Raw genomic sequence first — 25,047 nt, forward strand, 5'->3', positions numbered from 1 at the left:
GGGGGGGCGGTCAGCGTCAGGGGTTGTCGTTCTCGGCCGAGCCGGGGATCGAGACGGCGATCCGCATGGTGTAGGTCTCCTCGTCCTCCGTCACCTCGGGCGTGGTGGCAAGTTGGGAGGCGAAGGCCAGGATCAATTGCGACCCGAGGCCGGATTCTTCCCGGTCCCAATCCTTTTGAAGGCGCGTGCCCTTGGAATTGGCGATGGAGAACACGAACCGCCGGGGCCCGTCGCGCAGCAGTTCGACGCGGATCCAGGGCTTGCCGGTTTCCGGTTGACCCAGGTATTTCGCCGCGTTGGTCGCGGCCTCCGTCGCCAGAAGGGACAGCGGCACGGCCTGGTCGGGGGCCAGAACGGCCTCCTCCAGAGTGACATGGACATCGGCGGCATCGTCCAACCCGACAGAGCCGCGCAGCGTATGGTTCACGATATCCTCCAGCAACGCATCGGCGCGCAGGCTGGACAGCCGAGAGGTCTGGTAGAGATTCGAATGCACTGTCGCCAAGCCCAGAATGCGGTCCTGCACGCGGCGCAGCGTCAGCTTTGTCTCCTGGGCGGAGGCCTTGCGCATCTCCATGTTCATGATGGAGGCGATCAGCTGGAGATTGTTCTTCACTCGGTGGTGGACTTCCTTCAGCAGCACGTTCTTTTCATGCAGGTTGTTTTCCAGCTCGGCCGTGTCGCGCGTGATCCGCTCGACCATGTGGTTGAACGTCTCCTCCATCTGGCGCAGCTCCGAGGGCATCCCGCGCAGCGTGGTGGTGCCGGCTTCGAGCAGTTCGCCCTCGCGTCCGAAATAGCGCATCTTGTCCCGCAGAATGCGGACATAGCGGATGACCAGCCGGTGCACCGCGAAATAGGAGACGATCAGGCTGATCGCCCACATCAGAACCGGAAAGGCGAGGGCAGAGCGGTTCATCAGGCCGGTTTCGGCATGGACGTCGCGCAGATCCCAGACCACGACGCCAAAGACGATGCCGGGGATCAGCGGCACGATGGTATAAAGTCGTTCATCACCCGCGCGGTCATCGGCGGCAAAGGCGGTGGCGCGGCGGTAGTGATAGGTGGACAGGTCACGATAGGCGGGCAGGAAATCGCTGGCCTCCGGGTTCGGGCTGGCGGTCATCAGCGTCTCGCCCTGGGAATTGATCAGCACCATTTCCAGCGGCTTCTGCTCTGTCTCCGTATCGATGTCGAAGCGCACGTTTTCGGTGGGCAGGGACAGGCTGACGTGGCCGATCAGCTCGTTCGCGTCGAACACCGGTTGCGAGATCAGGATCACGGTACTCCCCGAAAGCCGGCCGGTGTCGATGCGGGCGATGCGCGGGGCGGGACGGTCGCGCATCGTCTGGTAGGTCACGGAGTTGGACAGATCCACGACCTGGTTGCGTGAATTGCAGCTGGATTGCCCCTCGGCATCGACAAAGGTGGCGATGGTGAAATTCGGATGTGCCCGCACAAAGCCCGACATCAGCGCCGAACACCCCTCAAGGTCATCGAGCATGGGCACGAGGGCCCCGGCCAGGACGCGGGCGGCGGCGAACCCTTCGTGGGTCAGGTCGCCCTGCGGCTCCATCAGGGCGCGGGTCACGCCGACAAGGGCCGTGCGGGCAAGTTCATCCGCCTGGGTGACCACGCTGCGGGTTTGCATGATCGCGATCAACCCCACGGGCAGCAACGCCACCGTGAGCATCGCCACGACCCGCGTCCCGAGCCGGTCCAGCACACCGATTCGCACTTTTTATTCGTCTCCGTTCAGCCAGCTGACCTGGCGTTCGAGGCAAGTACTGCCATCGTGGACTGGTCCGTCAGTTCCATCGACTCGTTGTCGTCGAGTTTGAGCAGTTCGGCAAGTTTCGCGCGGCCCCGGTTGGCCCGCGACTTGATGGTGCCGACCGCACAGCCACAGGTTTCGGCGGCTTCCTCGTAGGAAAAGCCGGATGCGCCGACAAGGATCAGCGCTTCGCGCTGTTCGTCAGGCAGCTGGGCAAAGGCGACCTCGAAATCCTTCATCGCCAGGCGGCCGTCGTGATCGGGCTTGGTCGCGAGGGTGGAGGCGAAGACACCATCGACATCAGCTACCTCGCGGGAGGCCTTGCGGCGCCCGGAATAGAAGGTGTTGCGCAGGATGGTGAACAACCAGGCCCGCAGGTTGGTGCCCTGCTGGAACTTGTCGAATTTCGACCAGGCCTTGACGATGGTATCCTGCACCAGGTCATCCGCCTGGGCCGAGTTGCGGGCAAGGCTCATGGCAAAGGCCCTGAGGGCGGGAAGGTGTTCGACAATCTCGTCGCGCGGATCGGGGGTGCTCATTCAGAGGGTGCTCCCGTGCCGGAGTCGCGGTCCTTCAACTGCTTCAGGAGATCCTTGAACCGGTCGGGCAGGTCTTCTTCTGCCTTGCTCTGGAACACTCGCTTGAGGTTCTCGTCAATTTGCCGATGTACGTTGTTCTTTTCGCTGTCATGCGCCATGTTTTGCTGAACTCTTCACTGACCCGGTGTCATTTTTTTCGGAACTAAACGCGGGGGGGCGGCGTTCGGTTCCCAATGAAAGTGAAAAAATAGGGGTGAATTAGGTGATGGACACCGTTTCCGACGATCTCGCGACACGTGTCGCAATGGAGCTTCCTTACCTTCGTCGGTATGCGCGGGCCCTGACTGGCAGCCAGACTTCGGGCGACAACTACGCCGCCGCGACACTGGAAGCCCTGTTGGAGGATCCGGCAATCATGGACCAGGCGCGATCGACCAAGGTGTCGCTGTTCGGCGCCTTCCACGCGATCTGGGTGACGTCCGGCACGCCGGTCGACGAGGGAGAGACCGGGCTGCGCGCCAAGGCGCTGGCGCATCTGAGCAAGCTGACGACCAACACGCGCGAGGCGCTCCTGTTGCGCAGCATCGAGGAATTTTCCTTCGACGACATCGCGGAGATCATGCAAACCAGCCCGGCCGAGGCGCAGGAACTTGTGGCCATCGCGCAGCGCGAACTGGCCGACAGCGTCACCGGCAAGATCATGATCATCGAGGACGAAGCGATCATCGCCATGGATCTGCAAAGCATCGTCGCCGATATGGGCCATGCGGTCACCGGCGTCGCGCGGACGCGGGACGAGGCGGTGAAGCTGGGGATGGCTGAGCGGCCGGACCTGATTTTTGCCGACATCCAGTTGGCCGACAATTCGTCGGGCATCGACGCCGTGAACGACTTGATGCGCGAATTGGGCGATCTGCCGGTGATCTTCATCACCGCTTTCCCCGAACGGCTTCTGACAGGGGAAAAGCCGGAACCGGCCTTCCTGATCACCAAGCCCTACACGGAGGAGCAGGTGCGGCTGGCGGCCTCGCAGGCGATGTTCTTCTCCTCGACGGAGACGCTGCACAGCTGATCGCACCTGACGCGCGGAACAAAGAAGGCGGCCGGAGGTATCCGGCCGCCTTCTTCTTGGGGTGCGTGTCGTGTCCGCGTTCAAGGTGCGCGCCCGCGGACGGCCCGTGCGACCATGGCGATGACGAACAGCACGAGGAAGACGAAAAACAGGATCTGCGCGATCCCGGCTGATGCGCTGGCAATGCCACCAAAGCCGAAGACTGCGGCGACGACGGCAACCAGCAGGAAGATAAGTGCCCAATACAGCATTGGAGTTCCTTTCAGGTTCATGTTTGCGGGTGTTCCGCGATCTGGCTGTCCAACGCGTCAAGGCCCGGCGCGGTTCCCGTGGCGACAGCGTCGGCGGGGCGGGCGAACTTTTCGCGTGAACGCGCGGAACCGGATTGGATGTGGTGCGTTTGATGGGCAGGACACAGCTCAGTCGTGTCCGACACCTATTGATTGGCGGGGCCCCTTTTCCCCCGCTTACCCCGATGACCCCGCCAATCAACTCCTCCCCTTTTTCTCCTGCATTTCCGGCCTTCCGGTGGGCCCCGCGGTGGCCGCAGCGCGCGCTGCAGGCTTTGGCGTTCCGCGTGCGATCGGGACTGTCGTGACGTGCAGGACAAGGCGTATACCGGGGCGTTTCCCACCCGTATCACGGTTTCGCGACCATCGCCGGGAACCTAATTCCCCGGCGGGTGTTCTGTTCTCAAGGCGCGACGAGGCCGGCCACGGCACCGCGTCAGGGAGAAGCCGCCACAAGGTCCGAAGTAGCGGACCGGCGACTTCGGGTCCGGTGAACGGACATCCCTGTCGGGTATGGCCGGGCTATTGGGACAGGGTCCTCGGCGTTGCGTTGATACAAGCGCCCCTCGGGCCTGAAAGGAGAAACATCATGTTGGAAGGCATTTTCGGCCTCATCATCCTGGTCCTCGATATCTGGGCCATCGTCTCGATCCTCGGTTCCGCCGCTTCGGTCGGGAAAAAGGTTCTTTGGACCCTTCTGGTCCTTGTCCTGCCGGTGATCGGTTTCATCATCTGGTACGTCGCGGGGCCGCGATCCTCCGCCGCGCGGGTCTGATCCCTGCCATCGCCGGTGATCGGGCTGCCACGGCCCGATCCGCTCCGCGTCGATGCAGACAAATTTCCCGAAACGAATTGCCGGGCGCGCAGAGCACTGCGCGCCTTTTGGCGTTCGCGGTGCCGGGATCCGTCCCGCGTTGCCCACCGGTTGTTGCGCCCCCTGTTGCCCCCGCACCACCCTTTGCCGCCGATCCGTGCCGGATGGCGGGCCGGGGCTGGAATGCCGCGCAGATCGCCCCATCCTGTGCCCCGCAGCACCGCCCGCGCCTCGCGTACAACAGGGTAGGCGGGTGCGCCTGACATGAACAAGGGAACCCCCGCGCCATGCGCCGATTTCTGACCCTGCCGCGCGCCGTGATCGCGCAAATCACTGACACCAACATGGCCCTGGTGGCCGCAGGGGTGGCATTCTACGGCATGTTGGCGCTGTTTCCCGGTCTGGCCGCGACTATCGCATTGTGGGGGCTGATCTCGGATCCCGCGGTCCTGGTGGAGCAGATCGAGTTGCTGCACGCCATCGTCCCGGAGGAAGTCTTTGGCCTGGTCGAGAAACAGATCACGAACCTGACCCAGACCAGTGGCGACCGGCTGGGCTGGGCCGGGCTGCTCTCCTTGCTGGTGGCGATCTGGTCCTCGCGGTCGGGCGTGGCCTCGTTGATCCTGGGGTTGAACATGATCCACGGGCGACGCAACCGGGGCAGCATCCGGCACTACCTGACGGCGCTGGCGCTGACCGTGTCTCTGTTGGGGGTGGCGCTGGTGGCGTTAACCTCGGTGGTGATCGCGCCGATCGTGCTGTCCTTCGTTCCGCTGGGGCCGCTGGCGGCGCTGCTGGTCGAGCTGATCCGCTGGGTCGCGGCGATCGGCGTGCTGCTGGTCGGGCTGGCGCTGATCTACCGCTATGGCCCCAACAACCGGGGCGAACGGCTGCGCTGGGTGACGCCGGGCGCGGTGCTGGCGGTCCTGGTCTGGGCCGTCGCGTCCTATGGCTTCTCGCTCTATATTTCGAATTTCGGCCGCTATAATGAGGTCTATGGCTCTATCGGGGCGGCGGTGGCGATGCTGATCTGGCTATATATCAGCGCCTTCCTGATCCTGCTGGGCGCATCGTTGAATGTACAGATCAAGCGCCAGACAAACGGCAGCCCCACCGCCGGCAGGGCCGAGGGCGACGACACGGCCATGGAGGCCGAAGCCCAAGGCCGCAGCCCTCCTGACACCGCGGGGGCGCAGGGCCGGCAGGCGGATGATCACCGCGACCCGACGCGGGCCTGATCCTCGCAGGGCGGGGTCTCAGGGGCCGACGCACCGCAGGATGTCGCCCCGGTGGTTGGGGGCGCTCAGGCGCTGCGCACCGTCTCCACCATCAGGCGGACGTTGTCGGGATCGGCATCCGGCGTGATGCCATGGCCCAGGTTGAAGATATGCGGCCCGCCCCGGAACGCCTCAACGATGGCGCGGGTCTCAGACACCAGCGCCTCGCCTCCCGTGACCATGTGCCGGGAGGCCAGATTGCCCTGCACGCAGCCATCCACCTGCACGTTGGCCGCCGCCCAATCCGGCGTCACGCTGTCATCCAGCGCCACGCAATCAGCGCCGGTGGCGGCGTGGAACCCGCGATACTTGTCGCCGGCCTGACGGGGAAAGGCGATGACCGGGACATCGCCATGCCGGGCCTTCAGCTCGGCAATGATCCGTTTGGCCGGGGCGGTGGCATAGGCGTCGAACTCCGCCGCAGAAAGGGAGCCGGCCCAGCTGTCGAACAGTTTCACCGCCTCGGCGCCCGCCGTGATCTGGGCGGACAGGTATTCGATCGTCGCATCGGTGATCCGGTTCAGCAGCGCCTCGAACAGGGGACGGTTCGCGGCCTTCAGCGCATGGGCCGGCCCCTGGTCCGGGGTGCCGCGCCCGGCGATCATGTAGGTCGCCACCGTCCAGGGCGCCCCGGCAAAGCCGATCAATGTCGTCTCGGCGGGCAATTCGCGCGTCAGGATGCGCAGTGTCTCGTAGACGGGCGAAAGGGTCTCATGCACATCGGCGGCCGGTTTCAGCGCGTCGAACTCCGCCTGGGCGGTGATCGTCGACAGGCGTGGACCCTCGCCGGTGACGAACCACAGGTCGGCGCCCAGGGCCTGCGGCACCAACAGGATGTCGGCGAACAGAATCGCCCCGTCAAAGCCGAAGCGGCGGATCGGTTGCAATGTGACCTCGGCGGCCAGGTCCGGGGTGTAGCACAGCGACAGGAAGTCGCCCGCCTGCGCCCGCGTTGCCTTGTATTCCGGCAGGTAGCGCCCGGCCTGCCGCATCATCCAGACCGGCGGCGTGGGCAGGGCCTCGCCGCGCAGGGCGCGCAGGAGGGTCTTGTCGGCGCGGTTGCCGCTGCGGGGGGGCGTGGCGGTGGTGGTCTCGGTCATCGGAGTTCCGTCCTCGGGGATTGGGGCGGGGGAAGGGGTGGCAAGCGTTGTCGGCGTGGTCGCCCGCAGGCGACAAAGTGTCAAGCGATGCGCGCTTGTCAGGGCGATTTGCCGCGAGTATGGCGGGGCCATGTCGATCGAATTGCCCAGCCCCGCCCAGCCCCTGAAGATCGGAACCCGTGGCTCGCCGCTTGCCGTTGCGCAGGCCGAAGAGACGCGCCGCCGGATCGCCACCGCCTTCGATCTGCCCGATGACGCCTTCGAGATCTGCCCGATTTCCACCTCCGGCGACCGCATCCAGGATCGCCCGCTGAAGGAGGTCGGCGGCAAGGGCCTGTTCACCCGCGAGATCGAGCAGGCGATGATCACCGGTGAAATCGACATCGCGGTGCATTCGATGAAGGACATGCCGGTGCTGCAACCCAGCGGGCTGGTGCTGGATTGCTACCTGCCGCGAGAGGATTTTCGCGATGCCTTTGTCTCCACCGCCTATGCGGGGCTGGCGGATATTCCGGCAGGCACGCGGGTCGGCACCTCGTCGCTGCGGCGACGGGCGCAGGTTCTGGTGGCACGGCCCGACCTGGAGGTGGTGGAGTTTCGCGGCAACGTCCAGACCCGCCTGCGCAAGCTGGCCGATAACGTGGCCGGGGCGACATTTCTGGCGATGGCCGGGCTGAACCGGCTGGATATGGCGCATGTGGCGCGCGGACCGCTGATGCCCGAGGAAATGCTGCCCGCCATCGCGCAAGGCGCCATCGGGGTGGAGCGCCGTGCCGATGACCGCCGCGCCGCCGCGCTGCTGGAGGCGATCCACGATCCCGCCACCGCCGAACAGCTGGCCGCCGAACGTGCCTTTCTGGCGCGGCTGGACGGGTCGTGCGAAACGCCGATTGCCGGGCTGGCCGAGGTGACGGGCGGTACCCTGCGCCTGCGCGGGGAGATCCTGCGCCCCGACGGGTCCGAACGGCTGTGCGATGACCGCAGCGCACCGGTCGCCGACGGGGCCGAACTGGGCCGGGCCATGGCGGCAGAAATGCTGACCCTTGCGGGGCCGGGCTTCTTCGACTGGCGCGGCTGAGGCGCGCGCGCCGGTCAGTCCTCGGGCAGGCAGGTATTGGTGCCGTGGCAGCGCGTCACCTGGCGGACCGTCGATGCCTCGGGGTCGGGAAAGAGCGTGCCACCGCAGGGATCGAGCCGTAGGTGATAGCCCTCTGCGCGTTGTTCGACAAAGGCGAGCACCTCGCCCTCCTGCTCCGGCAAGCCGGCGCACCACGGCCCGGCGCAGGTCAATTCCAGCGTCAGCGGCGTGGCGAATCGCGTAGAAAAGCCGCGTTTGGCCAGGGCATGCCCCTCGAACCTGGCGGCAAAGCTGCGCTCTTCGGGATCCGGGTCCGACAGGTCGCGTTCGGGCAGGGGGCCAGACTGATGGGTCAGGGTGCCCAGCAGCACGACATATGGTTCGGCCGCCTCCGCCGCGCGGGTGTAGCTGCGGGCGGCATCGGGACGCATGCAGGACAGAGCCTGCGCCTGACCGGCGAGCAGCGTGGCAGCAAGGGAAAGGGCAAGGATCTGTTTCACAACCTGTCTCCGAAAGCGTCGAGAACGCGGGAATAGACCGCGCGTTTGAACGGCACGATATTGTCGATCAACGCATCAACCGGCATCCAGGTCCATTCCGCGAATTCGGGATGTTCGGTGGCGATGTTCACATCCGCGTCGGTTCCGTGAAACCGCATCAGCACCCATTTCTGTTCCTGGCCGCGAAACTGGCCCTTCCAGATCCGGGGCACCAGCTCGTGCGGCAGGTCATAGGGGATCCATCCCTCTGTCATCGCCTCGACCGTGACCTTGTCGGCGGTGATGCCGGTTTCCTCCCACAATTCCCGCAGGGCTGCCGTCTCCACGCTTTCGCCCGGATCAATACCGCCCTGGGGCATCTGCCAGGCGTCGGATTTGAAATCCATCCGCTGGCCGGTGAATACGCGGCCTTCGGCATTGATCAGCATGACCCCCACACAGGGGCGGTAGGGCAGTTTGGCGATATCTTCGGGTGTCATGGGTACCTCCGTTCGGGCGGAGCATAGTGGCGCGGGCAGCGATGGCCAGCGGACTCAGGCCCAGATCCCGGCGATTTCGGCGGTGATCCAGTCGCGGAACCGCGCGAAATGGGGCAGGGCGGCGCTGCGATCGGGGTAGATCAGGGTATAGGCCTGTCCGGTGGGCATCTCGTGCGGCGATGCAAGGCGCAGCCGCCCCTGCGCCAGGGGTGCGCGGGCCAGGATCTCGGGCACCAGCCCCAGGCCCAGACCGGCGATGGCGGCGTCGATCACCATGTCGAAATGGTCGAATCGTGCGCCGCGCAGGGTGCGGCGAGGGTCCAGCTCTGCCCGGCGGAACCAATCAGGCCAGAGCGTCGGGCGGGTGGCCTGTTGCAGCAGGGGCAGGCGCAACAGGTCGTCATCGGCCAGTGGCCCCCCGCGCCCGATCAGCGTCGGGGCGCCCACCACGACCAGCGTTTCGTCCAGCAGATGCAGGTGATGCGCGCCTTCGCTGCGGTGCTGGCTGCGCTGGATCGCCAGATCAAAGGGTTCGGCGTCGAAATTCACCGGCGCCAGGCGTGCGGCCATGTCGAAGGTCACGCCCGGCACCGCGGATTGAAAGGCGCCTAACCTGGGGATCAGCCAGGATCGTCCGAAACTGGGCAGGGTGGCCAGCCGTAGCACGCCGGTCTGCCCGCCAAAGGCCATGACCCCCACGGCGGCGGCATTCAAATCGGCCAACAGCCGTTCGGCATCGCGCAGGAAGGCCCGGCCTGCGTCCGACAGCACCAGCCGTTTGCGCGCGCGATGAAACAGCGCCACGCCCAGCCGGTCCTCCAGCCCCGCGATGGCCCGGCTGACGGCGCTTTGCGTGCGGCCCAGATCCTGCGCGGCGGCGTGGGTCGTGCCCAGACGCGCAGATGCGCAAAAGGCTTCAAGCTCTCCGACGGAGGGGATGTAAGATTTGCGCATTTGCGGGACACTGATGACTATTTGCGATCAACTGCGCGAAAAATACTTGTTAGATACGGTCGGGGCAATGGCCTATACCGGCGCGGAATCCATGTTTGCCACGAATTGGGAGATGCACCATGACCATCGCCGACAAGCCGCTTCTGAAGGACAAGGACCGTCCGAACATGTCCAGCTTTGCCTGGGAAGACCCCTTCCTGCTGAACGATCAGCTGGAAGAGGACGAACGGATGATCGCGGACAGTGCGCGGGCGTTTTCGCAGGATCGGCTGATGGGCCGGGTGGAGAAGATGTACCTGGAAGAAGGCGTCGATCCCGAGATCTTCGCCGAGATGGGCGAAGCCGGGATGCTTGGCGTCACGGTGCCGGAGGAATACGGCGGGCTGGGCGCGGGCTACGTGTCCTACGGTCTGGTCGCGCGGGAGGTGGAGCGCGTGGACAGCGGCTTCCGCTCCATGTGTTCGGTCCAATCCTCGTTGGTGATGTACCCGATCTACGCCTACGGCTCCGAAGCGCAGCGCAAGAAATATCTGCCCAAACTGGCTTCGGGCGAATGGATCGGCTGTTTCGGCCTGACGGAGCCCGACGCGGGCTCCGATCCCGGCGGGATGAAGACCACGGCCAGGAAATCCGACGGCGGCTACGTGCTGAACGGCGCGAAGATGTGGATTTCCAACTCGCCCATCGCGGATGTCTTCGTGGTCTGGGCCAAGTCGGAGGCGCATGACGGGGCGATCCGCGGCTTTGTCCTGGAAAAGGGCATGAAGGGCCTGTCCGCCCCCAAGATCGGCGGCAAGCTGAGCCTGCGCGCCTCCATCACCGGCGAGGTCGTGATGGACAATGTCGAGGTCGGCGAGGACGCGTTGCTGCCGCATGTGTCCGGCCTGAAAGGTCCGTTCGGTTGTCTGAACCGCGCGCGCTACGGCATCGCCTGGGGCGTGATGGGCGCGGCCGAAGATTGCTGGCTTCAAGCGCGCAGCTACGGCATGGACCGCACCCAGTTCGGCAAGCCGCTGGCGGGGATGCAGCTGTACCAGAAGAAACTGGCCGACATGCAGACGGAGATCACCCTGGGCCTGCAAGCCGCGCTGCGCGTCGGCCGGCTGTTCGATGCGGCGAAGGCGGCGCCGGAAATGGTGTCCTTGATCAAGCGCAACAATTGCGGCAAGGCGCTGGATATCGCGCGCATGGCCCGCGACATGCATGGCGGCAACGGCATCCAGATCGAATACAAGGTGATGCGCCATGCCGCCAACCTGGAGACGGTGAACACCTACGAAGGCACCCATGACGTGCACGCCCTGATCCTGGGCCGGGCGCAGACCGGGTTGCAGGCGTTCTTCTGATCGCCGGGACGCGGGGCAGGGGCCGCAGGGCCGGCCCGAGCGCCTGACAAGACAGACCGGGGGCGGGCGCGCAGGCGCCGGCCCCCTTGGCCATCGGGGGGAGCCGGTGGACATTGCCGCAGCGCTGCCGCATAGCTGGAGCGGACAGGCAGAAGAGGCAGGCATGGCAGTTCCGAAACCCGTTGTTTTGTGCATTCTCGATGGTTGGGGCATCTCCGAACGGACAGAGGCGAACGCGCCCCATCTGGCGCGGACACCGGCCTTTGATCAGGTGATGGCGACCTGCCCGAATGCGCGGCTGATCACCCATGGCCCGGATGTGGGCCTGCCACAGGGCCAGATGGGCAATTCCGAGGTCGGGCACACCAATATCGGCGCCGGACGCGTGGTGGCGATGGACCTCGGCCAGATCGACCTGGCGATCGAGGACGGATCCTTTGCCGTCAACCCGGCGTTGCAGGACATGATCGCGGCGCTGAAGGGGACGGGCGGCACGGCCCACGTGATGGGCCTGTTGTCCGATGGCGGGGTGCACGGCAGCCTGGCCCATGTCATCGCGGCGATCCGGGTGATCGCCGGGGCCGGGGTGCCGGTGGCCTTTCATGCCGTGACGGACGGGCGCGACGTGGCGCCGTCCTCCGCGTTGGGGTATCTTGAGACGCTTGAGGCGGCGCTGCCCGAAGGGGCGGCCATCGTCACCGTGTCGGGGCGCTATTTCGCGCTGGATCGCGACAACCGCTGGGAGCGGGTGGAACAGGCCTATGCCGCCATGATCCAGGGCAAGGGCACGCGCGCCGACACCCCCCGCGCGGTGGTGGAGGCCGCCTATGCCGATGGAAAGACGGACGAATTCGTCGTCCCGGCCGTGATCGGCACCTATGCGGGCGCGCAGGATGGCGACGGCATGTTCTGTCTGAACTTCCGCGCCGACCGCGCGCGGGAGATCCTGGCGGCCATCGGCCAGCCGGGGTTTGACGGGTTCGACACGGGGCCGCGCCCGAAGCTGGCCGCGCTGTTGGGCATGGTTGAATATTCTGCTGCGCATGGTGAATTCATGACCACCTGTTTTCCGAAACGGAAGATCGTGAACACCCTTGGCGAATGGGTCGCGCGGCAGGGGCGCAGCCAGTACCGGTTGGCGGAGACAGAGAAATACCCGCATGTGACGTTTTTCCTGGATGGCGGTGCCGAGACGGAAAAGGAAGGGGAGACCCGGTTCATGCCGCTCTCGCCCAAGGTCGCGACCTATGACCTGCAACCGGAGATGTCCTCGGCCGAGGTCACGGACCGTTTCGTCGCCGCGATCGAGGCCGGGTATGACCTGATCGTCACCAATTACGCCAATCCCGACATGGTCGGCCATACCGGCGACCTGGCCGCCGCGATCGCCGCCTGCGAGGCGGTGGATGCCGGGCTGGCCCGCGTGCTGGCCGCGCTGAAGGCCGCCGGGGGCGCGATGATCGTGACCGCCGATCACGGCAATTGCGAAGTCATGGTCGATCCCGACACCGGCGCGCCGCATACCGCCCACACCACCAACCTGGTGCCCGTGGCCCTGGTTGGCGGCCCGGAGGGGGCGCGGCTGCGGGACGGGCGGCTGGCGGATCTGGCGCCGACGCTGCTGGCGCTGATGGGGCTGCCGCAACCCGCGGAAATGACGGGGGAGAGCCTGATCGCATGATCCGCCGCGCCGCGCTTGCCCTGGCTGCCGGCATATGCCTGGTGCCGGCCGCTGTCCTGCCTCTGCGGGCAGCGACGGATGCCGGCGCCCTGGCCCAGGCGGCGGCGGCGGACCTGGACGCGGCGGCGCGCGCCTTGCAGGCGGCGCAGGGTGCGGGGGACCGGGTCGCGGCGCTGACCGACACGCTGCGCGCCTACGAGAAGGGGTTGGGCGCCCTGCGCGAAAGCCTGCGTCGCGCCGTGCTGCGCGAATCCGAACTGACCGCCGAATTGCAATCTCGCGAGGGGGAGATCGCCCAACTTCTGGCCGTTTTGCAGACCATGGGCCGCGCGCCCGCGCCGACCCTGCTGCTGCATCCCGATGGCCCCACCGGGACCGCCCGGTCGGGGATGATCCTGGCCGATGTGGCACCGGCGCTGAATGCCCGCGCGGACGGGCTGCGCGCCCGGTTGCAGGAGGTCCGCACCCTGCGGGCTCTTCAGGAAAGCGCGGTGGATCAGCTGGATACGGGACTGGACGGTGTGCAGCGCGCCCGCACCGCGCTGAGCCAGGCCGTGTCGGACCGTACGGACCTGCCGCGCCGCTTCACCTCCGACCCGGAGGGGACGGCGCTGCTGATCGCCTCTGCCGAGACGCTGGGCAGTTTCGCCGAAGGATTATCGGCCGTAGCCGAAGGCGAAGAGGGTGTCGCGCCGGACTTGCCCGAAGTCACCGACCGCCGGGGCGATTTGCCGCTGCCTGTCCGTGGCCGCGTGCTGCGCCGTGCCGGAGAGGCGGACGCGGCAGGCATCATCCGGCCCGGCATTGTTCTGGCCACCCGGCCGCGCGCGCTGGTCACGGCGCCTTTTGCTGCGACGATTCGCTATCGCGGGCCGCTTCTGGACTACGGAAACGTGATGATCCTTGAGCCGCAGCCCGGAATTTTGTTGGTATTGGCGGGGCTAGATGTGGTTTACGGTTCCGCCGGAGAGGTCATCCCCGAAGGCGCCCCCGTGGGCCTCATGGGGGGAGAAGATCCTGGACCGGGGGCCATCCTGTCGGATCTCTCCGTCGGTAGCGGGGCGGAGAGAACGGAAACGCTCTACCTGGAACTCAGGCGGGAAAACGAACCAACGGACCCGGAACCCTGGTTCGCAGTCACGAAGGACACGCAATGAAGATGAAATTCGCCATGGCCATCATCAGCGGCATGACCGCAGCGGTGATCGCCACTACGCAGGTCGCCGCGCCGTTGCTGGCACAGGAAAGCGATCGCAATTCCAACGTCTACGAACAGTTGGACCTTTTCGGCGACATTTTTGAGCGGATTCGCAATCAATATGTCGAAGAAGTTGATGAAGCCGACCTGATCGAGGCCGCGATTGACGGTATGCTGACCTCGCTTGATCCGCATTCCAACTACCTGTCGCCCAAGGATGCCGCCGACATGCGCGTGCAGACCCGTGGCGAATTCGGCGGGCTGGGGATCGAGGTCACGCAAGAGGATGGTTTCGTCAAGGTGGTGACGCCGATGGACGGCACGCCAGCCTATGACGCCGGTGTCGAGGCGGGTGATTTCATTACCCATGTCGACGGCGAAAGCCTGCTGGGCCTGACGCTGAACGACGCGGTGGAACTGATGCGCGGCCCGGTGGGCAGCGAAATCGTGGTGACCGTGGTGCGCGAAGGTTCGGCCGAACCGTTCGACATCTCCATCATCCGCGACACGATCACCCTGACCGCCGTGCGTTCGCGGACCGAACGCGACACCGTGGTGTTGCGGGTCACGACATTCAATGACCAGACCTACCCCAATCTGGAGGCCGGGCTGGCCGAGCAGATCGAGGCCGCAGGCGGCATCGACAACGTGAACGGCGTGGTGCTGGATCTGCGCAACAATCCCGGTGGGCTGCTGACCCAAGCGATCCGCGTCTCCGACGCCTTCCTGGAGAAGGGCGAGATCGTATCGACGCGGGGCCGTGATCCGGCGGATGGCGATCGCTACAACGCCGAGGCGGGGGACCTGATCGCCGGCAAGCCGATGGTGGTGCTGATCAACGGCGGTTCAGCCTCTGCGTCGGAAATCGTCGCGGGCGCGTTGCAGGATCACCGCCGGGCGATCGTGGTGGGTACGAAGTCCTTTGGCAAGGGGTCGGTGCAGACCGTGATGCCGCTGCGGGGCGACGGGGCCATGCGCCTGACCACCGCGCGCTATTACACGCCCTCGGGCCGGTCGATCCAGGCGCTGGGCGTCTCTCCCGATATCGTGGTCGAACAGCCGCGCCGTACCGAGGAGGAGGAGGAAGAAGACTCCGCCGCCCGCCGGTCGCGGAGCGAGGCCGACCTGCGCGGATCGCTGGACAACGATTCGCTGTCCGAAGATCAGATCCGCCAGATCGAGGAGGAGCAGGAGAAGGCCGAAGAGGCCGCGAAGCTGCGCGAAGAGGATTACCAGCTGGCCTATGCCATTGATATCCTCAAGGGATTGTCAGCTCTGAACGGGAAGTGATCCCGGTTGCCTGAAATTGACGAAACGCCCCGTGGTCCGGCCACGGGGCGTTTTTCATTGCGGGTTCGTCAGGGCGAGGGAACCGGGGTTCGCCGCGCTAGGCCCGGTGGTAGGGCCCGCCGGCCAGGATCGTCGCGGCGCGGTACAGTTGTTCGGACAGCATCACACGGGCCAGCATGTGCGGCCAGACCATCCGTCCAAAAGAAATCAGCCGATCCGCCTGCGCCCGCAGCGCCGGGTCGATCCCGTCGGCGCCGCCGATGACAAAGGCACAGTCGCGTGTCCCGTTGTCGCGGCATCCGGCCAGCATCTCGGCGAATTGGGGCGATGTCAGGGTCATGCCGCGTTCGTCCAGCGCGACAAGGGTCGCGCCTTCGGGCAAGGTGCGGCGCAGCAGCGTGGCCTCTGCGGACATGCTGCCGCCCTTGCGCTCGTCGCCTTCGACCACGGTGGCAGGGCCAAGGCCAAGCGCCCGTCCGGTCCGGTCGAACCGGGTCAGGTAATCATCAATCAGCGCCTTCTCTGGGCCGGATTTCAGGCGCCCGATGGCGCAGATCTGGACCCGCATGCGTCGCTCAGGCGGTCGTCGCGGCCTGGCCGGGCTGAAGCCACATCTTTTCCAGCTGGTAGAATTCGCGGACTTCGGGGCGGAAGACATGGACGATCACGTCGCCCGTGTCGATCAGAACCCAGTCGCCGGTTTCCTTGCCTTCGACCTTGGCGGTGCGACCGGTGGTCTGCTTCAGCTTTTCCGCCAGTTTTTGCGACATGGCAGAGACCTGCCGCGTGGAGCGGCCGGAACAGATCACCATGAAATCGCCGATGGAGGACTTTCCGCGCAGGTCGATCTTCACGATCTCCTCCGCCTTGTCGTCATCCAGCGATGTCAGGATCAGGGAAAGCTGCTCTTCGGAAGACAGCTCTTGCGGGGCGCTCATGACAGCGGCCCCTTTGGGTGCGGGTGCCCCCGCGATGGCGTCGAGTGACAGGACATCGTCCTCCTGGTGGCGCACCGTCGGAACCCCGGTGCTGGGCATGATCCCAATGTAGCAATCCCCGTGCCGCTTTTCAACGAAGCCCGCGCCGCTGCGGCATTGCCGCAACAGGCGGGGCGCCTCCGGTTGGGTGCGGGGCTGCCGCAGAGGGGCAAAATGACGGGCTTACCAGCCTTTTTCGGTGATGACTGCATCTGCATCGGCCCCCATCGCGCGCAGCGTGTCGCGCATGTCATCGACGAATCCATGCGGCCCGCACAGGTAGAACGGCCCGTTCGTCGAATCAATCCGGGCCTCCAGAACCTCGCGGTCGATGGGGCCGGGGTGGAACCGGCCCGTCTGCGCGTCGGTCACCGCGAAGAATGTCGGCAGGCCGGTCATCGCCTCCCATTGCTCCGCATGGATGATGTCGGCCTCGGACTTGTTGGTATAAAGCAGTTGAGATCCTGCGAGCGTCTCGTCACGGAACCGGCGTCGCAGGATGGAGATGAAAGGCGTGATGCCGGCCCCCGCTGCCAGGAAGACGCCCGGCCCCTGGTCCTGGATCGCGCCGAAAGCCTCGGTGACCTGCACCTTGTCGCCGGGCTTCAGCAGCCGCAGGCGGGCCGTCACGCCGTCATGGTCGAGATAGGATTTGATGGTGAATTCCAGGTGGTCGTCCTCGGGCTGGGACGTAAAGGTGAAGGGGCGGCCCTTGTCCTCCCAACCGGGCTGGATGATCGACATCTCCGTCGCCTGGCCCGGCGCGAAATCGAACGGGTCGGGCCGGTTGAAGACATAGCGGTTCACGTCATGGGTGACGGGGGTTTTCTCTTGCAGGGTCAAGATGTGGGACATGGGCCCTCCTTTCGAGGGCTCAACACAGGGCGCAGGCGGGGGTTCCGTGCTCAGCCTTTGGGGGCGGTGGGCGGGGCTGTGGCGGGGGCGGGCGCCTGCCCCTCGGTGGGGATGTCCTGGCCCGTGCCCAGCATCCGCACCTCGCGCTGCGGAAACGGGATGGAGACGCCATGCGCACGAAAAGCGTCCCACAACGCCAGGTAGACGTTGCCGCGAATGTTGGTCAGCCCGCCGGTCGGATCGGTGATCCAGAATCGCAGGATGTAATCCACCGAACTGTCGCCGAAACCCACGATGTGACAGACCGGCGGCTTCTGCGTCAGTACCCTATCGACGCCTTGCGCCGCCTCGATGGCGATGCGGCGCACCAGGTGGGGATCGTCGCCATAGGCGGTGCCGAAATAGATATCCAGCCGGACGAAATCGTTGGAATGGGACCAGTTGACCACCTGCCCGGTGATCAGGTCCTCGTTCGGGATCAGGTATTCCTTGCCGTCCCGCGTGACGACCGAGACATAGCGCGCGCCCAGGGCATTGATCCAGCCGAACGTCTCCCCCAGGGAGATCACGTCGCCCGGCTTCACCGACTTGTCCAGCAGGATGATGATCCCCGACACCAGGTTCGACACGACCTTTTGCAGGCCGAAGCCCAGCCCGACACCGATCGCCCCCGACAGCACCGCCAGTCCGGTCAGATCCACGCCGACACTGTGCAGCCCCACAAACAGCGCCATGCCATACAGCAGCAATTGCAGGAACTTTACCACCAGTACCCGCATGGAGGGGGAGATGTCTTCCACCCGGCTGATATTGGCGGCGCTGGCATGGGCCAGGAACCGGGCCATCGCAAACAGCGCCGTCAGCAGCACCATGGCCTGCAGCGTCGTCCACAGGGTCAGGCGGGTGTCACCGAAGTCGAACCCGATGGACTGGAAAAGGCGCTGCGTCTCATCCGTCAGACCCAGGATCACCAGTGTTACCCAGATCCAGCCGCCCAGCCGGATCAGTGCGCGCGCGATGTCGTTGACGATCAGGCGGGTGGCCAGCGCGATCAGCAGCCAGGCCAGCGCCAGGCTGCCCACGATCCCGAGCAGATAGGACCGGGACGGCCAGGTGACCTCCCGCATCACCCAGATCAGCGGCCAGATCATCGCCACGAACAGGGTCAGGCGCAGCCGCTTGTGCAACATCAGCGCATAGCGCAGCCGCCATTTCGGCCAGCCGTCGCGGTCGCGCAGCCAGTGGTGATAGCGCGGTGCCAGGAACCGCGCCGCCAGGTGGGCCACAACCATAAGGATCAGCGCGATGACGATCTGATAGCCGTTCCAGGGCCGCAACAGGCTGGTGGCGAACACCTGCGCTTCGGAGACCAGCCGGGTGGCGATCTCCTGTGCGACTGCGGCGGTGGTCTGGCTCTGCGGCTCCATCCGTCCTCCTGTCGGGATCAAGGTCAAGGTAGAGAGCTGGCGCAACTTGTCCAGTGCCGGGCCGGGCGCGTCGGATGGCGGGGCAGACTGTTATGGTACTGTGGCCGCGGATATGCTTCTATCAACCACGACGTGTCGTGTGGGTGACCGTATGAGTACCGAGTTCCAGCTGTCCGAACAGGACGGGCTATTGACGTTCCGCGTGGAGGAGGCACCGGCCCCGGAAGTTGTGGACCGGATTCTGGGCGACGCGCTGGTGATGATCTCCTCCCGACAGCTGACCGGAATGTTGTTCGACCTGCGCGCGCAATCGTCTTCGGATCTGACCAGCCGCAGGGCGCGACGCATCCTGCTGGCCTGTGAGCGCGCCATGCTGATCGGCTGGCCGGACACGCGGCAGGTGCTGCCTTTTGCCATCGTGTCGACCCCGGACACTCTGGGCTATGGCATAGGGCGGATGATGCTGGGCCATGCCTATGGGCTGGACCGGCTGACACTCGCCCAGTTCGAGGCCCTGCCGGAGGCTCGTGCCTGGCTTGCCGGCCTTCAGGCGCGGCCCCGGCCGCCGGCCACGCCGGGACCGTGATCGCGCCGCGCCCCTGGCGCCCCGGCCCCCTGATCACGATGTCAGCACGCGATGCACCGATCCCTTGCGGCAAACGGGCGCGCGATGTATCTCATCCTGCATGACACGGATATTCGACATGGATGATCGCGCCCGCCTCCCCTGGAGGTTCTTTGGCGCGACCCACAGCGTGCTGGCCCGTCTATGACGCGCCCCGCGCGCCGCCAGTTCTGCGGCCGCGCTCCCGACCCTTCGCCAAGCCCATAGCCAAACCACGGGAGAGGACCGATGTCCCCCAAGACCCTTTATGACAAGATCTGGGATGCCCATGTCGCCCACGAAGCCGACGACGGCACCTGCCTTCTTTATATCGATCGCCACCTCGTTCACGAGGTGACCAGCCCGCAGGCCTTCGAAGGGCTGCGCATGGCTGGCCGCAAGGTGCGCGCCCCCGAACGCACCATCGCGGTGCCGGACCACAACGTGCCCACCACCGCCGGGCGCGACAATCCCGACCAGATGCCCGAGGACAGCCGCATTCAGGTGGCCGCGCTGGACACCAATGCCAAGGAATTCGGCATCCATTACTACCCCGTGTCCGACGTCCGCCAGGGTATCGTGCATATCGTCGGCCCCGAACAGGGCTGGACCCTGCCCGGCATGACGGTGGTTTGCGGTGACAGCCACACCGCGACCCACGGCGCATTCGGCGCGCTGGCCCATGGCATCGGCACCTCCGAGGTGGAGCATGTGCTGGCCACCCAGACGCTGATCCAGAAGAAGTCCAAGAACATGAAGGTCGAGATCACCGGCAAGCTGCGTCCCGGCGTCACGGCCAAGGACATCACCCTGTCGGTGATCGGCAAGACCGGCACCGCCGGCGGCACCGGCTACGTCATCGAATATTGCGGCGAGGCGATCCGCGACCTGTCCATGGAAGGGCGGATGACGGTCTGCAACATGGCCATCGAGGGCGGCGCCCGCGCCGGTCTGATCGCGCCGGATGAAAAGACGTTCGACTATGTCAAGGGCCGCCCCCATGCGCCCAAGGGCGCGCAATGGGAAGCCGCGCTGAACTGGTGGAAGACGCTGTATTCCGACGATGACGCCCAATGGGACATGGTCGTCACGATCAAGGGCGAGGATATCGCCCCTGTTGTCACCTGGGGCACTTCTCCCGAGGATGTCCTGCCCATCACCGCCGACGTGCCCGCCGCCGACAGCTTTACCGGCGGGAAGGTCGGCGCGGCACAGCGCGCGTTGGATTACATGGGCCTGACCCCCGGCCAGAAGCTGAGCGATATCGAGATCGACACGGTCTTCATCGGCTCCTGCACCAATGGCCGGATCGAAGATCTGCGCGCCGCCGCCGAGATCCTGAAGGGCAAGAAGATCAAGGACGGGTTGCGTGCCATGGTGGTGCCCGGCTCCGGCCTGGTGCGCGCCCAGGCCGAAGAGGAAGGCCTGGCCGACATCTTCAAGGAGGCCGGGTTCGAATGGCGCCTGGCCGGCTGTTCCATGTGTCTGGCGATGAACCCCGATCAGCTGTCCCCCGGAGAACGCTGCGCGGCCACGTCGAACCGCAATTTCGAGGGCCGCCAGGGTCGCGGCGGGCGCACGCATCTGATGTCCCCCGCCATGGCCGCGGCCGCCGCCGTCACCGGCCGGCTGACCGACGTCCGTGAGATGATGTGAACCGGTGCGCGGGGCCGGCCGACCTGGCCCCGCCTTCCTTCAGTCCCGGCACCGACCGGCACCGACCAAGGACAGATGTTATGGATAAATTCGAAAAACTCACTGGAATCGCGGCGCCCATGCCGCTGGTCAATATCGACACGGATATGATCATCCCCAAGCAATTCCTGAAAACGATCAAGCGTTCCGGCCTGGGCGTGAACCTCTTCGACGAGATGCGCTATGATGACGATGGCAAGGAAATCCCCGATTTCGTGCTGAACAAGTCGCAATACCGCGACACCGAGATCCTGGTGGCCGGCGACAATTTCGGCTGCGGTTCGTCTCGGGAACACGCTCCCTGGGCGATCAAGGATTTCGGCATCCGCTGCGTGATTTCCACCAGCTTCGCGGACATTTTCTTCAACAATTGCTTCAAGAACGGCATCCTGCCCATCGTCCTGCCCGAAGATCAGCGCGACGTGCTGATGAAGGACGCGGAAAAAGGATCGAATGCGCGGATCATCGTCGACCTGGAAAACCAGGTGGTCACCTCCTCCGACGGCGAGGAGTTCCGGTTCGAGATCGACCCTTTCCGCAAGCATTGCCTGCTGGAAGGCCTGGACGATATCGGCCTGACCATGGAAAAGGCCGCTGCCATCGACACGTTTGAATCCCAGGCTACTCAATCGCGCCCCTGGGTCTGAGGCCCGGCCGGACCGATCTGGTGTAAGATCGGTCCGGAAGCCACAAGATGCTGATCCAGGGGGCCGAGGGCCCCTTTTTCGTGCAGATATTGATGCAAAGACGCACCAGTTTCTCCGTCTTTTGGCCTCATTATACCTGTCCAATGAAGGTGCCCCTTGAGCGCTGGGCGAAAGCGCGTCAACATTTAGGCAAAATTGAGGCAGCCCGCATGACGCGGCATCAAGTTGGAACATCGGAACGGCGACGTATCGTTTCAGGCCAGTTTGAAGGAAAAGCGCAGTGATCGTTAGGATAACAGGGGCGTTCCTACGCGCCCTGCTGATCGCGTTGGCGATCGCGACACCGGCCATCCTGTTGCCGGACATCGGGCCCGATTCCGCACAGGTCGTGCTGGTTGTGGCGCTGGTCGCTGCCGGATTCGTCTTTGCCGAATATTTCAGCCAATTCCCCACCTTGATCGAGTTCCGCTTTGCCCCGCCGGTGAATCGCCTGCGCTATTTCACCGCCTTCGCGATGATCCTGCTGCTGACGGTGAACCGCTCCGAACAGGCGCTGGACACGCCGATCGCGGATCTGCTGGGCACACTGGGGCATATCCTGGTGGATGCGATCGATTTTCCATATTCTCCCGTGCGCCTTGTTCTGCTGGCCCTGCCCGATGACACCGATCCCGCCCGGGTCGAGGCGGTGCGCCAATCGGCCGGAATCGCCTATCTGACTGGATTGTCAGGACTAATCGCCTTTGGTTTGCTGGTGCGGGTCTATGGCTGGCCGGCGCGCTACGGGTCGTTCAACGTCTGGATCAACCTGCCGCTATTCGACCCGACAGGGGGCGGCGATGTGCTGTCGCGGCTGAAACGGGACAGCTCTGTTAACATCGTCTTAGGGTTTCTTCTGCCATTCCTGTTGCCGGCGGTGGTCAAGCTTTGCGGACCCGGACTGGGGGCCAAGGCGATGGACGATCCGCAATCGTTGATCTGGACGATGGTGGCATGGGCATTCATTCCGGTGAACCTGATCATGCGTGGCGTGGCCCTGGGCCAGCTGGCGGCGATGATCGAACAACAGCGACGCCGCACCTACGCGGCGGCCAAGGCGGAAATCCTGCAAACCGCCTGATGCTGCGGCTTCTGGCCGGGGCGGTGGCCTTGCTGTTCCTTGTGGGCTCCGGTCGGGCGGATGTGCTGCGCCTGGCCTATTTCGACACCGAATTGTCCCGCCGTGGCCCCGGCCTTCTGTTCAAGGCGCTGCTGTCTGGCGATGATCCCCAGACGCAGGCCGTGAGCCAGGTGCTTTCGGTGGTGCAACCCGATGTGCTGGTGCTGGCCGGCGTGGATTACGACGCCGATCTGCTGACGCTCAAGGCGTTGAACAGCGGGCTGGATTCACCCTATCCGCATCTCTTCTCCGCCATGCCCAACACCGGGCTGCCCACGGGCCGCGATCTTGACGGCAATGGCCGCACGGGAGAGGCGCGCGATGCGCAGGGCTATGGCTGGTTCGGCGGTCAGGACGGGCTGGCGGTTCTGTCGCGATATCCGTTCGACCACGCCGGATGGCAGGATCGATCCGGCGTTCTGTGGAAGGATCTGCCCGACAGCCTGATTGCCGCCGACGATCCGGGTTTCGCGGTACAGCGTCTGTCTTCCACCGTGCATTGGCTGTTGCCTGTCAACTTGCCGGGCGGCGCGCTGACCCTTGGCGTGTTCAAGGCCACGCCGCCGGTCTTCGACGGACCGGAGGACCGCAATGGCCGGCGCAACCATGACGAGGTCACGCTGTGGCGGCACCTGATGGATGGGCCGTTGACCGCGCCCTTTGTCCTGCTGGGCGGCGCCAACCTGGACCCCGATCGGGGGGAAGGGATGCGTGATGCCATCCGCGCCCTGCTGCGCGATCCACGCCTGACAGATCCGGTACCGGCGCGTGCCGGCGGTGGCACGCAGACCACCGATTGGCCGGATCCGCCGGGACGGATGCGGGTGGATTATGTCCTGCCCTCCGCCGCGCTGGCGGTGCGGGGAGCGGGGGTTCACTGGCCCGCGGATGGCCCTGCCGCGGCCCTGGCTCAAGCGGCCAGCCGGCACCGGCTGGTCTGGGTGGATATCGATTGGCCCGCACCGCTGCCGCGTCCGCCGTGACCGCCCCGGCATCGCGCTCCGCGACACCCCCGGGGTAACGTTCCCTCGGTTCGTTTCTTGACCGTCCCCGCGCCACCGGCTACGCGGTGAGGCAAGGAAATTCAGGAAGGACAGTGCCATGAGCAACCCCTCGCTACTCATCCTCGCCGGGGACGGTATCGGCCCCGAAGTGATGGCCGAAGTACGCAAGATCATTGACTGGTTCGGGGCCAAGCGTGACCTGGCCTTCGACGTCTCCGAGGATCTGGTGGGCGGCGCCGCCTATGACGCCCATGGCACCCCTCTGACCGATGCCACCATGGCCCGCGCGCAGGAGGTGGACGCCGTTCTGCTGGGTGCCGTGGGTGGTCCGAAATACGATGCGCTGGATTTCTCCGTCAAGCCGGAACGCGGCCTGCTGCGCCTGCGCAAGGAGATGGACCTGTTCTCCAACCTGCGTCCGGCACAGTGCTTTGACGCGCTGGCGGATTTCTCCTCCCTCAAGAAGGACGTGGTGGCCGGTCTCGACATCATGATCGTGCGCGAACTGACCTCCGGCGTCTATTTCGGGGAACCGCGCGGTATCTTCGAGGAAGGCAACGAACGTGTGGGCATCAACACTCAGCGCTATACCGAGTCGGAGATCGAGCGGGTCGCACGGTCCGCCTTTGATCTGGCGATGAAGCGGGGCAAGAAACTCTGCTCCATGGAAAAGGCCAACGTGATGGAATCCGGCATTCTGTGGCGCGAAGTCGTGACCGAGGTCGGGAAGGATTATCCGGAGGTCGAACTGTCGCACATGTATGCCGATGCCGGCGCCATGCAGCTGACCCGCTGGCCCAAGCAGTTCGACGTCATCGTCACCGACAACCTGTTCGGCGACCTGCTGTCGGATCTGGCGGCGATGCTGACCGGCTCGCTTGGCATGTTGCCCTCGGCTTCGCTGGGGGCGCCGATGGACAATGGTCGGCCCAAGGCGCTGTACGAGCCGGTGCATGGTTCCGCTCCCGATATCGCGGGCGAGGGGAAGGCCAATCCCTGTGCCTGCATCCTGTCCTTCGCCATGGCGCTGCGCTACTCCTTCGACCTGGGCGCGGAGGCCACGCGTCTGGAGAAAGCTGTGGAGCAGGTGCTGGCCGACGGTGTGCGCACGGCCGATCTGCTGAACGAGGACGGGATCACCCCGGCCACCACCAGCGAAATGGGCGATGCGGTGATCGCGGCGCTGGACGCCACGCTGTAAGGCGCGGCCGGGCCACCATCGCCCGGCCCCCTTCCGGAGCGCCGTGCCCGGCCCAAGGCCCCGATAGCCGGATCCGATGCAACGCC

General features: G+C 65.5%; 27 protein-coding genes. 15 read left to right on the forward strand and 12 right to left on the reverse strand.

The window, feature by feature from the left end; all coding sequences use genetic code 11:
- Nucleotides 1-16: 16 nt before the first annotated feature.
- From G5A46_RS07195 to G5A46_RS07205, 3 genes are read right to left on the reverse strand one after another with little or no spacing between them, the layout of a single operon-like run.
- On the reverse strand, nt 17-1,738 hold the full coding sequence (locus G5A46_RS07195) for a histidine kinase dimerization/phosphoacceptor domain -containing protein (protein ID WP_163848642.1): 1,722 nt from the start codon (nt 1,736-1,738) through the stop codon (nt 17-19).
- 17 nt (nt 1,739-1,755) lie between these two features.
- A complete protein-coding gene (locus tag G5A46_RS07200) occupies nt 1,756-2,313 on the reverse strand; it encodes an RNA polymerase sigma factor (RefSeq protein ID WP_163848643.1) in 558 nt (185 codons plus the stop codon).
- Nucleotides 2,310-2,471, reverse strand: a complete 162-nt coding sequence (locus G5A46_RS07205) for a NepR family anti-sigma factor (RefSeq protein WP_163848645.1) — start codon at nt 2,469-2,471, stop codon at nt 2,310-2,312. The genes G5A46_RS07200 and G5A46_RS07205 overlap by 4 nt, the downstream gene beginning before the upstream one ends.
- A gap of 107 nt (nt 2,472-2,578) precedes the next feature.
- Here G5A46_RS07205 and G5A46_RS07210 point away from each other — a divergent pair, with 107 nt between their 5' ends.
- Nucleotides 2,579-3,385 (forward strand): response regulator, encoded by an 807-nt coding sequence (locus G5A46_RS07210; RefSeq protein WP_163848647.1) that lies wholly within the window; start codon nt 2,579-2,581, stop codon nt 3,383-3,385.
- An 80-nt stretch (nt 3,386-3,465) separates the two neighbouring features.
- On the opposite strand, the gene G5A46_RS07215 is transcribed toward G5A46_RS07210, so the two are convergent.
- Entirely contained in the window at nt 3,466-3,636 is a 171-nt protein-coding gene (locus G5A46_RS07215; RefSeq protein ID WP_163849926.1) for a DUF1328 domain-containing protein, read from the reverse strand.
- Nucleotides 3,637-4,264: 628 nt separating this feature from the next.
- On the opposite strand from G5A46_RS07215, the gene G5A46_RS07220 reads away from it, so the two are divergent.
- On the forward strand, nt 4,265-4,450 hold the full coding sequence (locus tag G5A46_RS07220; RefSeq protein ID WP_204318705.1) for a PLDc N-terminal domain-containing protein: 186 nt from the start codon (nt 4,265-4,267) through the stop codon (nt 4,448-4,450).
- 326 nt (nt 4,451-4,776) lie between these two features.
- Entirely contained in the window at nt 4,777-5,727 is a 951-nt protein-coding gene (locus G5A46_RS07225; RefSeq protein WP_163848649.1) for a YihY/virulence factor BrkB family protein, read from the forward strand.
- A gap of 65 nt (nt 5,728-5,792) precedes the next feature.
- Here the strand turns inward: G5A46_RS07225 and hemE are convergent, their stop codons facing one another.
- Complete coding sequence (gene hemE / locus G5A46_RS07230; RefSeq protein WP_163848650.1) at nt 5,793-6,866, reverse strand: uroporphyrinogen decarboxylase; 1,074 nt, start codon at nt 6,864-6,866, stop codon at nt 5,793-5,795.
- Nucleotides 6,867-6,996: 130 nt separating this feature from the next.
- On the opposite strand from hemE, the gene hemC reads away from it, so the two are divergent.
- On the forward strand, nt 6,997-7,944 hold the full coding sequence (hemC, locus tag G5A46_RS07235; protein ID WP_163848652.1) for a hydroxymethylbilane synthase: 948 nt from the start codon (nt 6,997-6,999) through the stop codon (nt 7,942-7,944).
- Between the two features lie 14 nt (nt 7,945-7,958).
- Here hemC and G5A46_RS07240 read toward each other — a convergent pair whose 3' ends face one another.
- Genes G5A46_RS07240 through G5A46_RS07250 form a run of 3 tightly spaced genes read right to left on the reverse strand, consistent with a single transcriptional unit; the run spans nt 7,959 to nt 9,877 of the window.
- Nucleotides 7,959-8,444 (reverse strand): hypothetical protein, encoded by a 486-nt coding sequence (locus tag G5A46_RS07240; protein WP_163848654.1) that lies wholly within the window; start codon nt 8,442-8,444, stop codon nt 7,959-7,961.
- On the reverse strand, nt 8,441-8,923 hold the full coding sequence (locus tag G5A46_RS07245; protein ID WP_163848655.1) for an RNA pyrophosphohydrolase: 483 nt from the start codon (nt 8,921-8,923) through the stop codon (nt 8,441-8,443). The genes G5A46_RS07240 and G5A46_RS07245 overlap by 4 nt, the downstream gene beginning before the upstream one ends.
- A 54-nt stretch (nt 8,924-8,977) precedes the next feature.
- Entirely contained in the window at nt 8,978-9,877 is a 900-nt protein-coding gene (locus G5A46_RS07250; RefSeq protein ID WP_163848657.1) for a LysR substrate-binding domain-containing protein, read from the reverse strand.
- Between the two features lie 119 nt (nt 9,878-9,996).
- Between G5A46_RS07250 and G5A46_RS07255 the strand changes: the two genes are divergently transcribed.
- From G5A46_RS07255 to G5A46_RS07270, 4 genes are all read left to right on the forward strand, one after another.
- Nucleotides 9,997-11,223 (forward strand): acyl-CoA dehydrogenase, encoded by a 1,227-nt coding sequence (locus G5A46_RS07255; RefSeq protein ID WP_204318706.1) that lies wholly within the window; start codon nt 9,997-9,999, stop codon nt 11,221-11,223.
- A 163-nt stretch (nt 11,224-11,386) separates the two neighbouring features.
- On the forward strand, nt 11,387-12,904 hold the full coding sequence (gpmI, locus tag G5A46_RS07260) for a 2,3-bisphosphoglycerate-independent phosphoglycerate mutase (protein ID WP_163848659.1): 1,518 nt from the start codon (nt 11,387-11,389) through the stop codon (nt 12,902-12,904).
- Nucleotides 12,901-14,061, forward strand: coding sequence for a murein hydrolase activator EnvC family protein (locus tag G5A46_RS07265; RefSeq protein ID WP_163848661.1), 1,161 nt, complete (start codon nt 12,901-12,903; stop codon nt 14,059-14,061). The genes gpmI and G5A46_RS07265 overlap by 4 nt, the downstream gene beginning before the upstream one ends.
- Before the next feature lie 2 nt (nt 14,062-14,063).
- Nucleotides 14,064-15,392 (forward strand): S41 family peptidase, encoded by a 1,329-nt coding sequence (locus G5A46_RS07270; RefSeq protein ID WP_476705172.1) that lies wholly within the window; start codon nt 14,064-14,066, stop codon nt 15,390-15,392.
- A gap of 97 nt (nt 15,393-15,489) precedes the next feature.
- Here the strand turns inward: G5A46_RS07270 and rlmH are convergent, their stop codons facing one another.
- From rlmH to G5A46_RS07290, 4 genes are all read right to left on the reverse strand, one after another.
- Nucleotides 15,490-15,960 carry a 23S rRNA (pseudouridine(1915)-N(3))-methyltransferase RlmH gene (gene rlmH / locus G5A46_RS07275; RefSeq protein WP_163848665.1) on the reverse strand — a complete coding sequence of 157 codons (471 nt, stop codon included), beginning with the start codon at nt 15,958-15,960 and terminating at the stop codon, nt 15,490-15,492.
- Between the two features lie 7 nt (nt 15,961-15,967).
- Nucleotides 15,968-16,330 (reverse strand): ribosome silencing factor, encoded by a 363-nt coding sequence (rsfS, locus tag G5A46_RS07280; protein ID WP_163848667.1) that lies wholly within the window; start codon nt 16,328-16,330, stop codon nt 15,968-15,970.
- Between the two features lie 222 nt (nt 16,331-16,552).
- Nucleotides 16,553-17,224: an FAD-binding oxidoreductase gene (locus G5A46_RS07285; protein WP_163848669.1), complete on the reverse strand. Its 672-nt coding sequence runs from the start codon at nt 17,222-17,224 to the stop codon at nt 16,553-16,555.
- A gap of 50 nt (nt 17,225-17,274) precedes the next feature.
- On the reverse strand, nt 17,275-18,651 hold the full coding sequence (locus G5A46_RS07290) for a mechanosensitive ion channel family protein (RefSeq protein WP_163848671.1): 1,377 nt from the start codon (nt 18,649-18,651) through the stop codon (nt 17,275-17,277).
- A gap of 151 nt (nt 18,652-18,802) precedes the next feature.
- Between G5A46_RS07290 and G5A46_RS07295 the strand changes: the two genes are divergently transcribed.
- The 7 genes from G5A46_RS07295 to leuB all read left to right on the forward strand — a co-directional run bounded on the left by G5A46_RS07295 (nt 18,803) and on the right by leuB (nt 24,961).
- Entirely contained in the window at nt 18,803-19,237 is a 435-nt protein-coding gene (locus tag G5A46_RS07295) for a hypothetical protein (protein WP_163848673.1), read from the forward strand.
- Between the two features lie 267 nt (nt 19,238-19,504).
- Complete coding sequence (leuC, locus tag G5A46_RS07300) at nt 19,505-20,911, forward strand: 3-isopropylmalate dehydratase large subunit (RefSeq protein WP_163848674.1); 1,407 nt, start codon at nt 19,505-19,507, stop codon at nt 20,909-20,911.
- An 80-nt stretch (nt 20,912-20,991) separates the two neighbouring features.
- Nucleotides 20,992-21,597, forward strand: coding sequence for a 3-isopropylmalate dehydratase small subunit (gene leuD, locus G5A46_RS07305; RefSeq protein WP_163848675.1), 606 nt, complete (start codon nt 20,992-20,994; stop codon nt 21,595-21,597).
- Nucleotides 21,598-21,644: 47 nt separating this feature from the next.
- On the forward strand, nt 21,645-21,881 hold the full coding sequence (locus tag G5A46_RS07310; protein ID WP_163848677.1) for a hypothetical protein: 237 nt from the start codon (nt 21,645-21,647) through the stop codon (nt 21,879-21,881).
- Nucleotides 21,878-22,717 carry a hypothetical protein gene (locus tag G5A46_RS19740; protein ID WP_239520656.1) on the forward strand — a complete coding sequence of 280 codons (840 nt, stop codon included), beginning with the start codon at nt 21,878-21,880 and terminating at the stop codon, nt 22,715-22,717. Before G5A46_RS07310 ends, G5A46_RS19740 begins: the two co-directional genes overlap by 4 nt.
- Nucleotides 22,717-23,739 (forward strand): endonuclease/exonuclease/phosphatase family protein, encoded by a 1,023-nt coding sequence (locus G5A46_RS07320; RefSeq protein WP_239520657.1) that lies wholly within the window; start codon nt 22,717-22,719, stop codon nt 23,737-23,739. Before G5A46_RS19740 ends, G5A46_RS07320 begins: the two co-directional genes overlap by 1 nt.
- Before the next feature lie 118 nt (nt 23,740-23,857).
- On the forward strand, nt 23,858-24,961 hold the full coding sequence (gene leuB / locus G5A46_RS07325) for a 3-isopropylmalate dehydrogenase (protein WP_163848681.1): 1,104 nt from the start codon (nt 23,858-23,860) through the stop codon (nt 24,959-24,961).
- Nucleotides 24,962-25,047 lie beyond the last annotated feature (86 nt).

This window comes from Pseudooceanicola aestuarii (assembly GCF_010614805.1).
Classification (GTDB): domain Bacteria; phylum Pseudomonadota; class Alphaproteobacteria; order Rhodobacterales; family Rhodobacteraceae; genus Pseudooceanicola; species Pseudooceanicola aestuarii.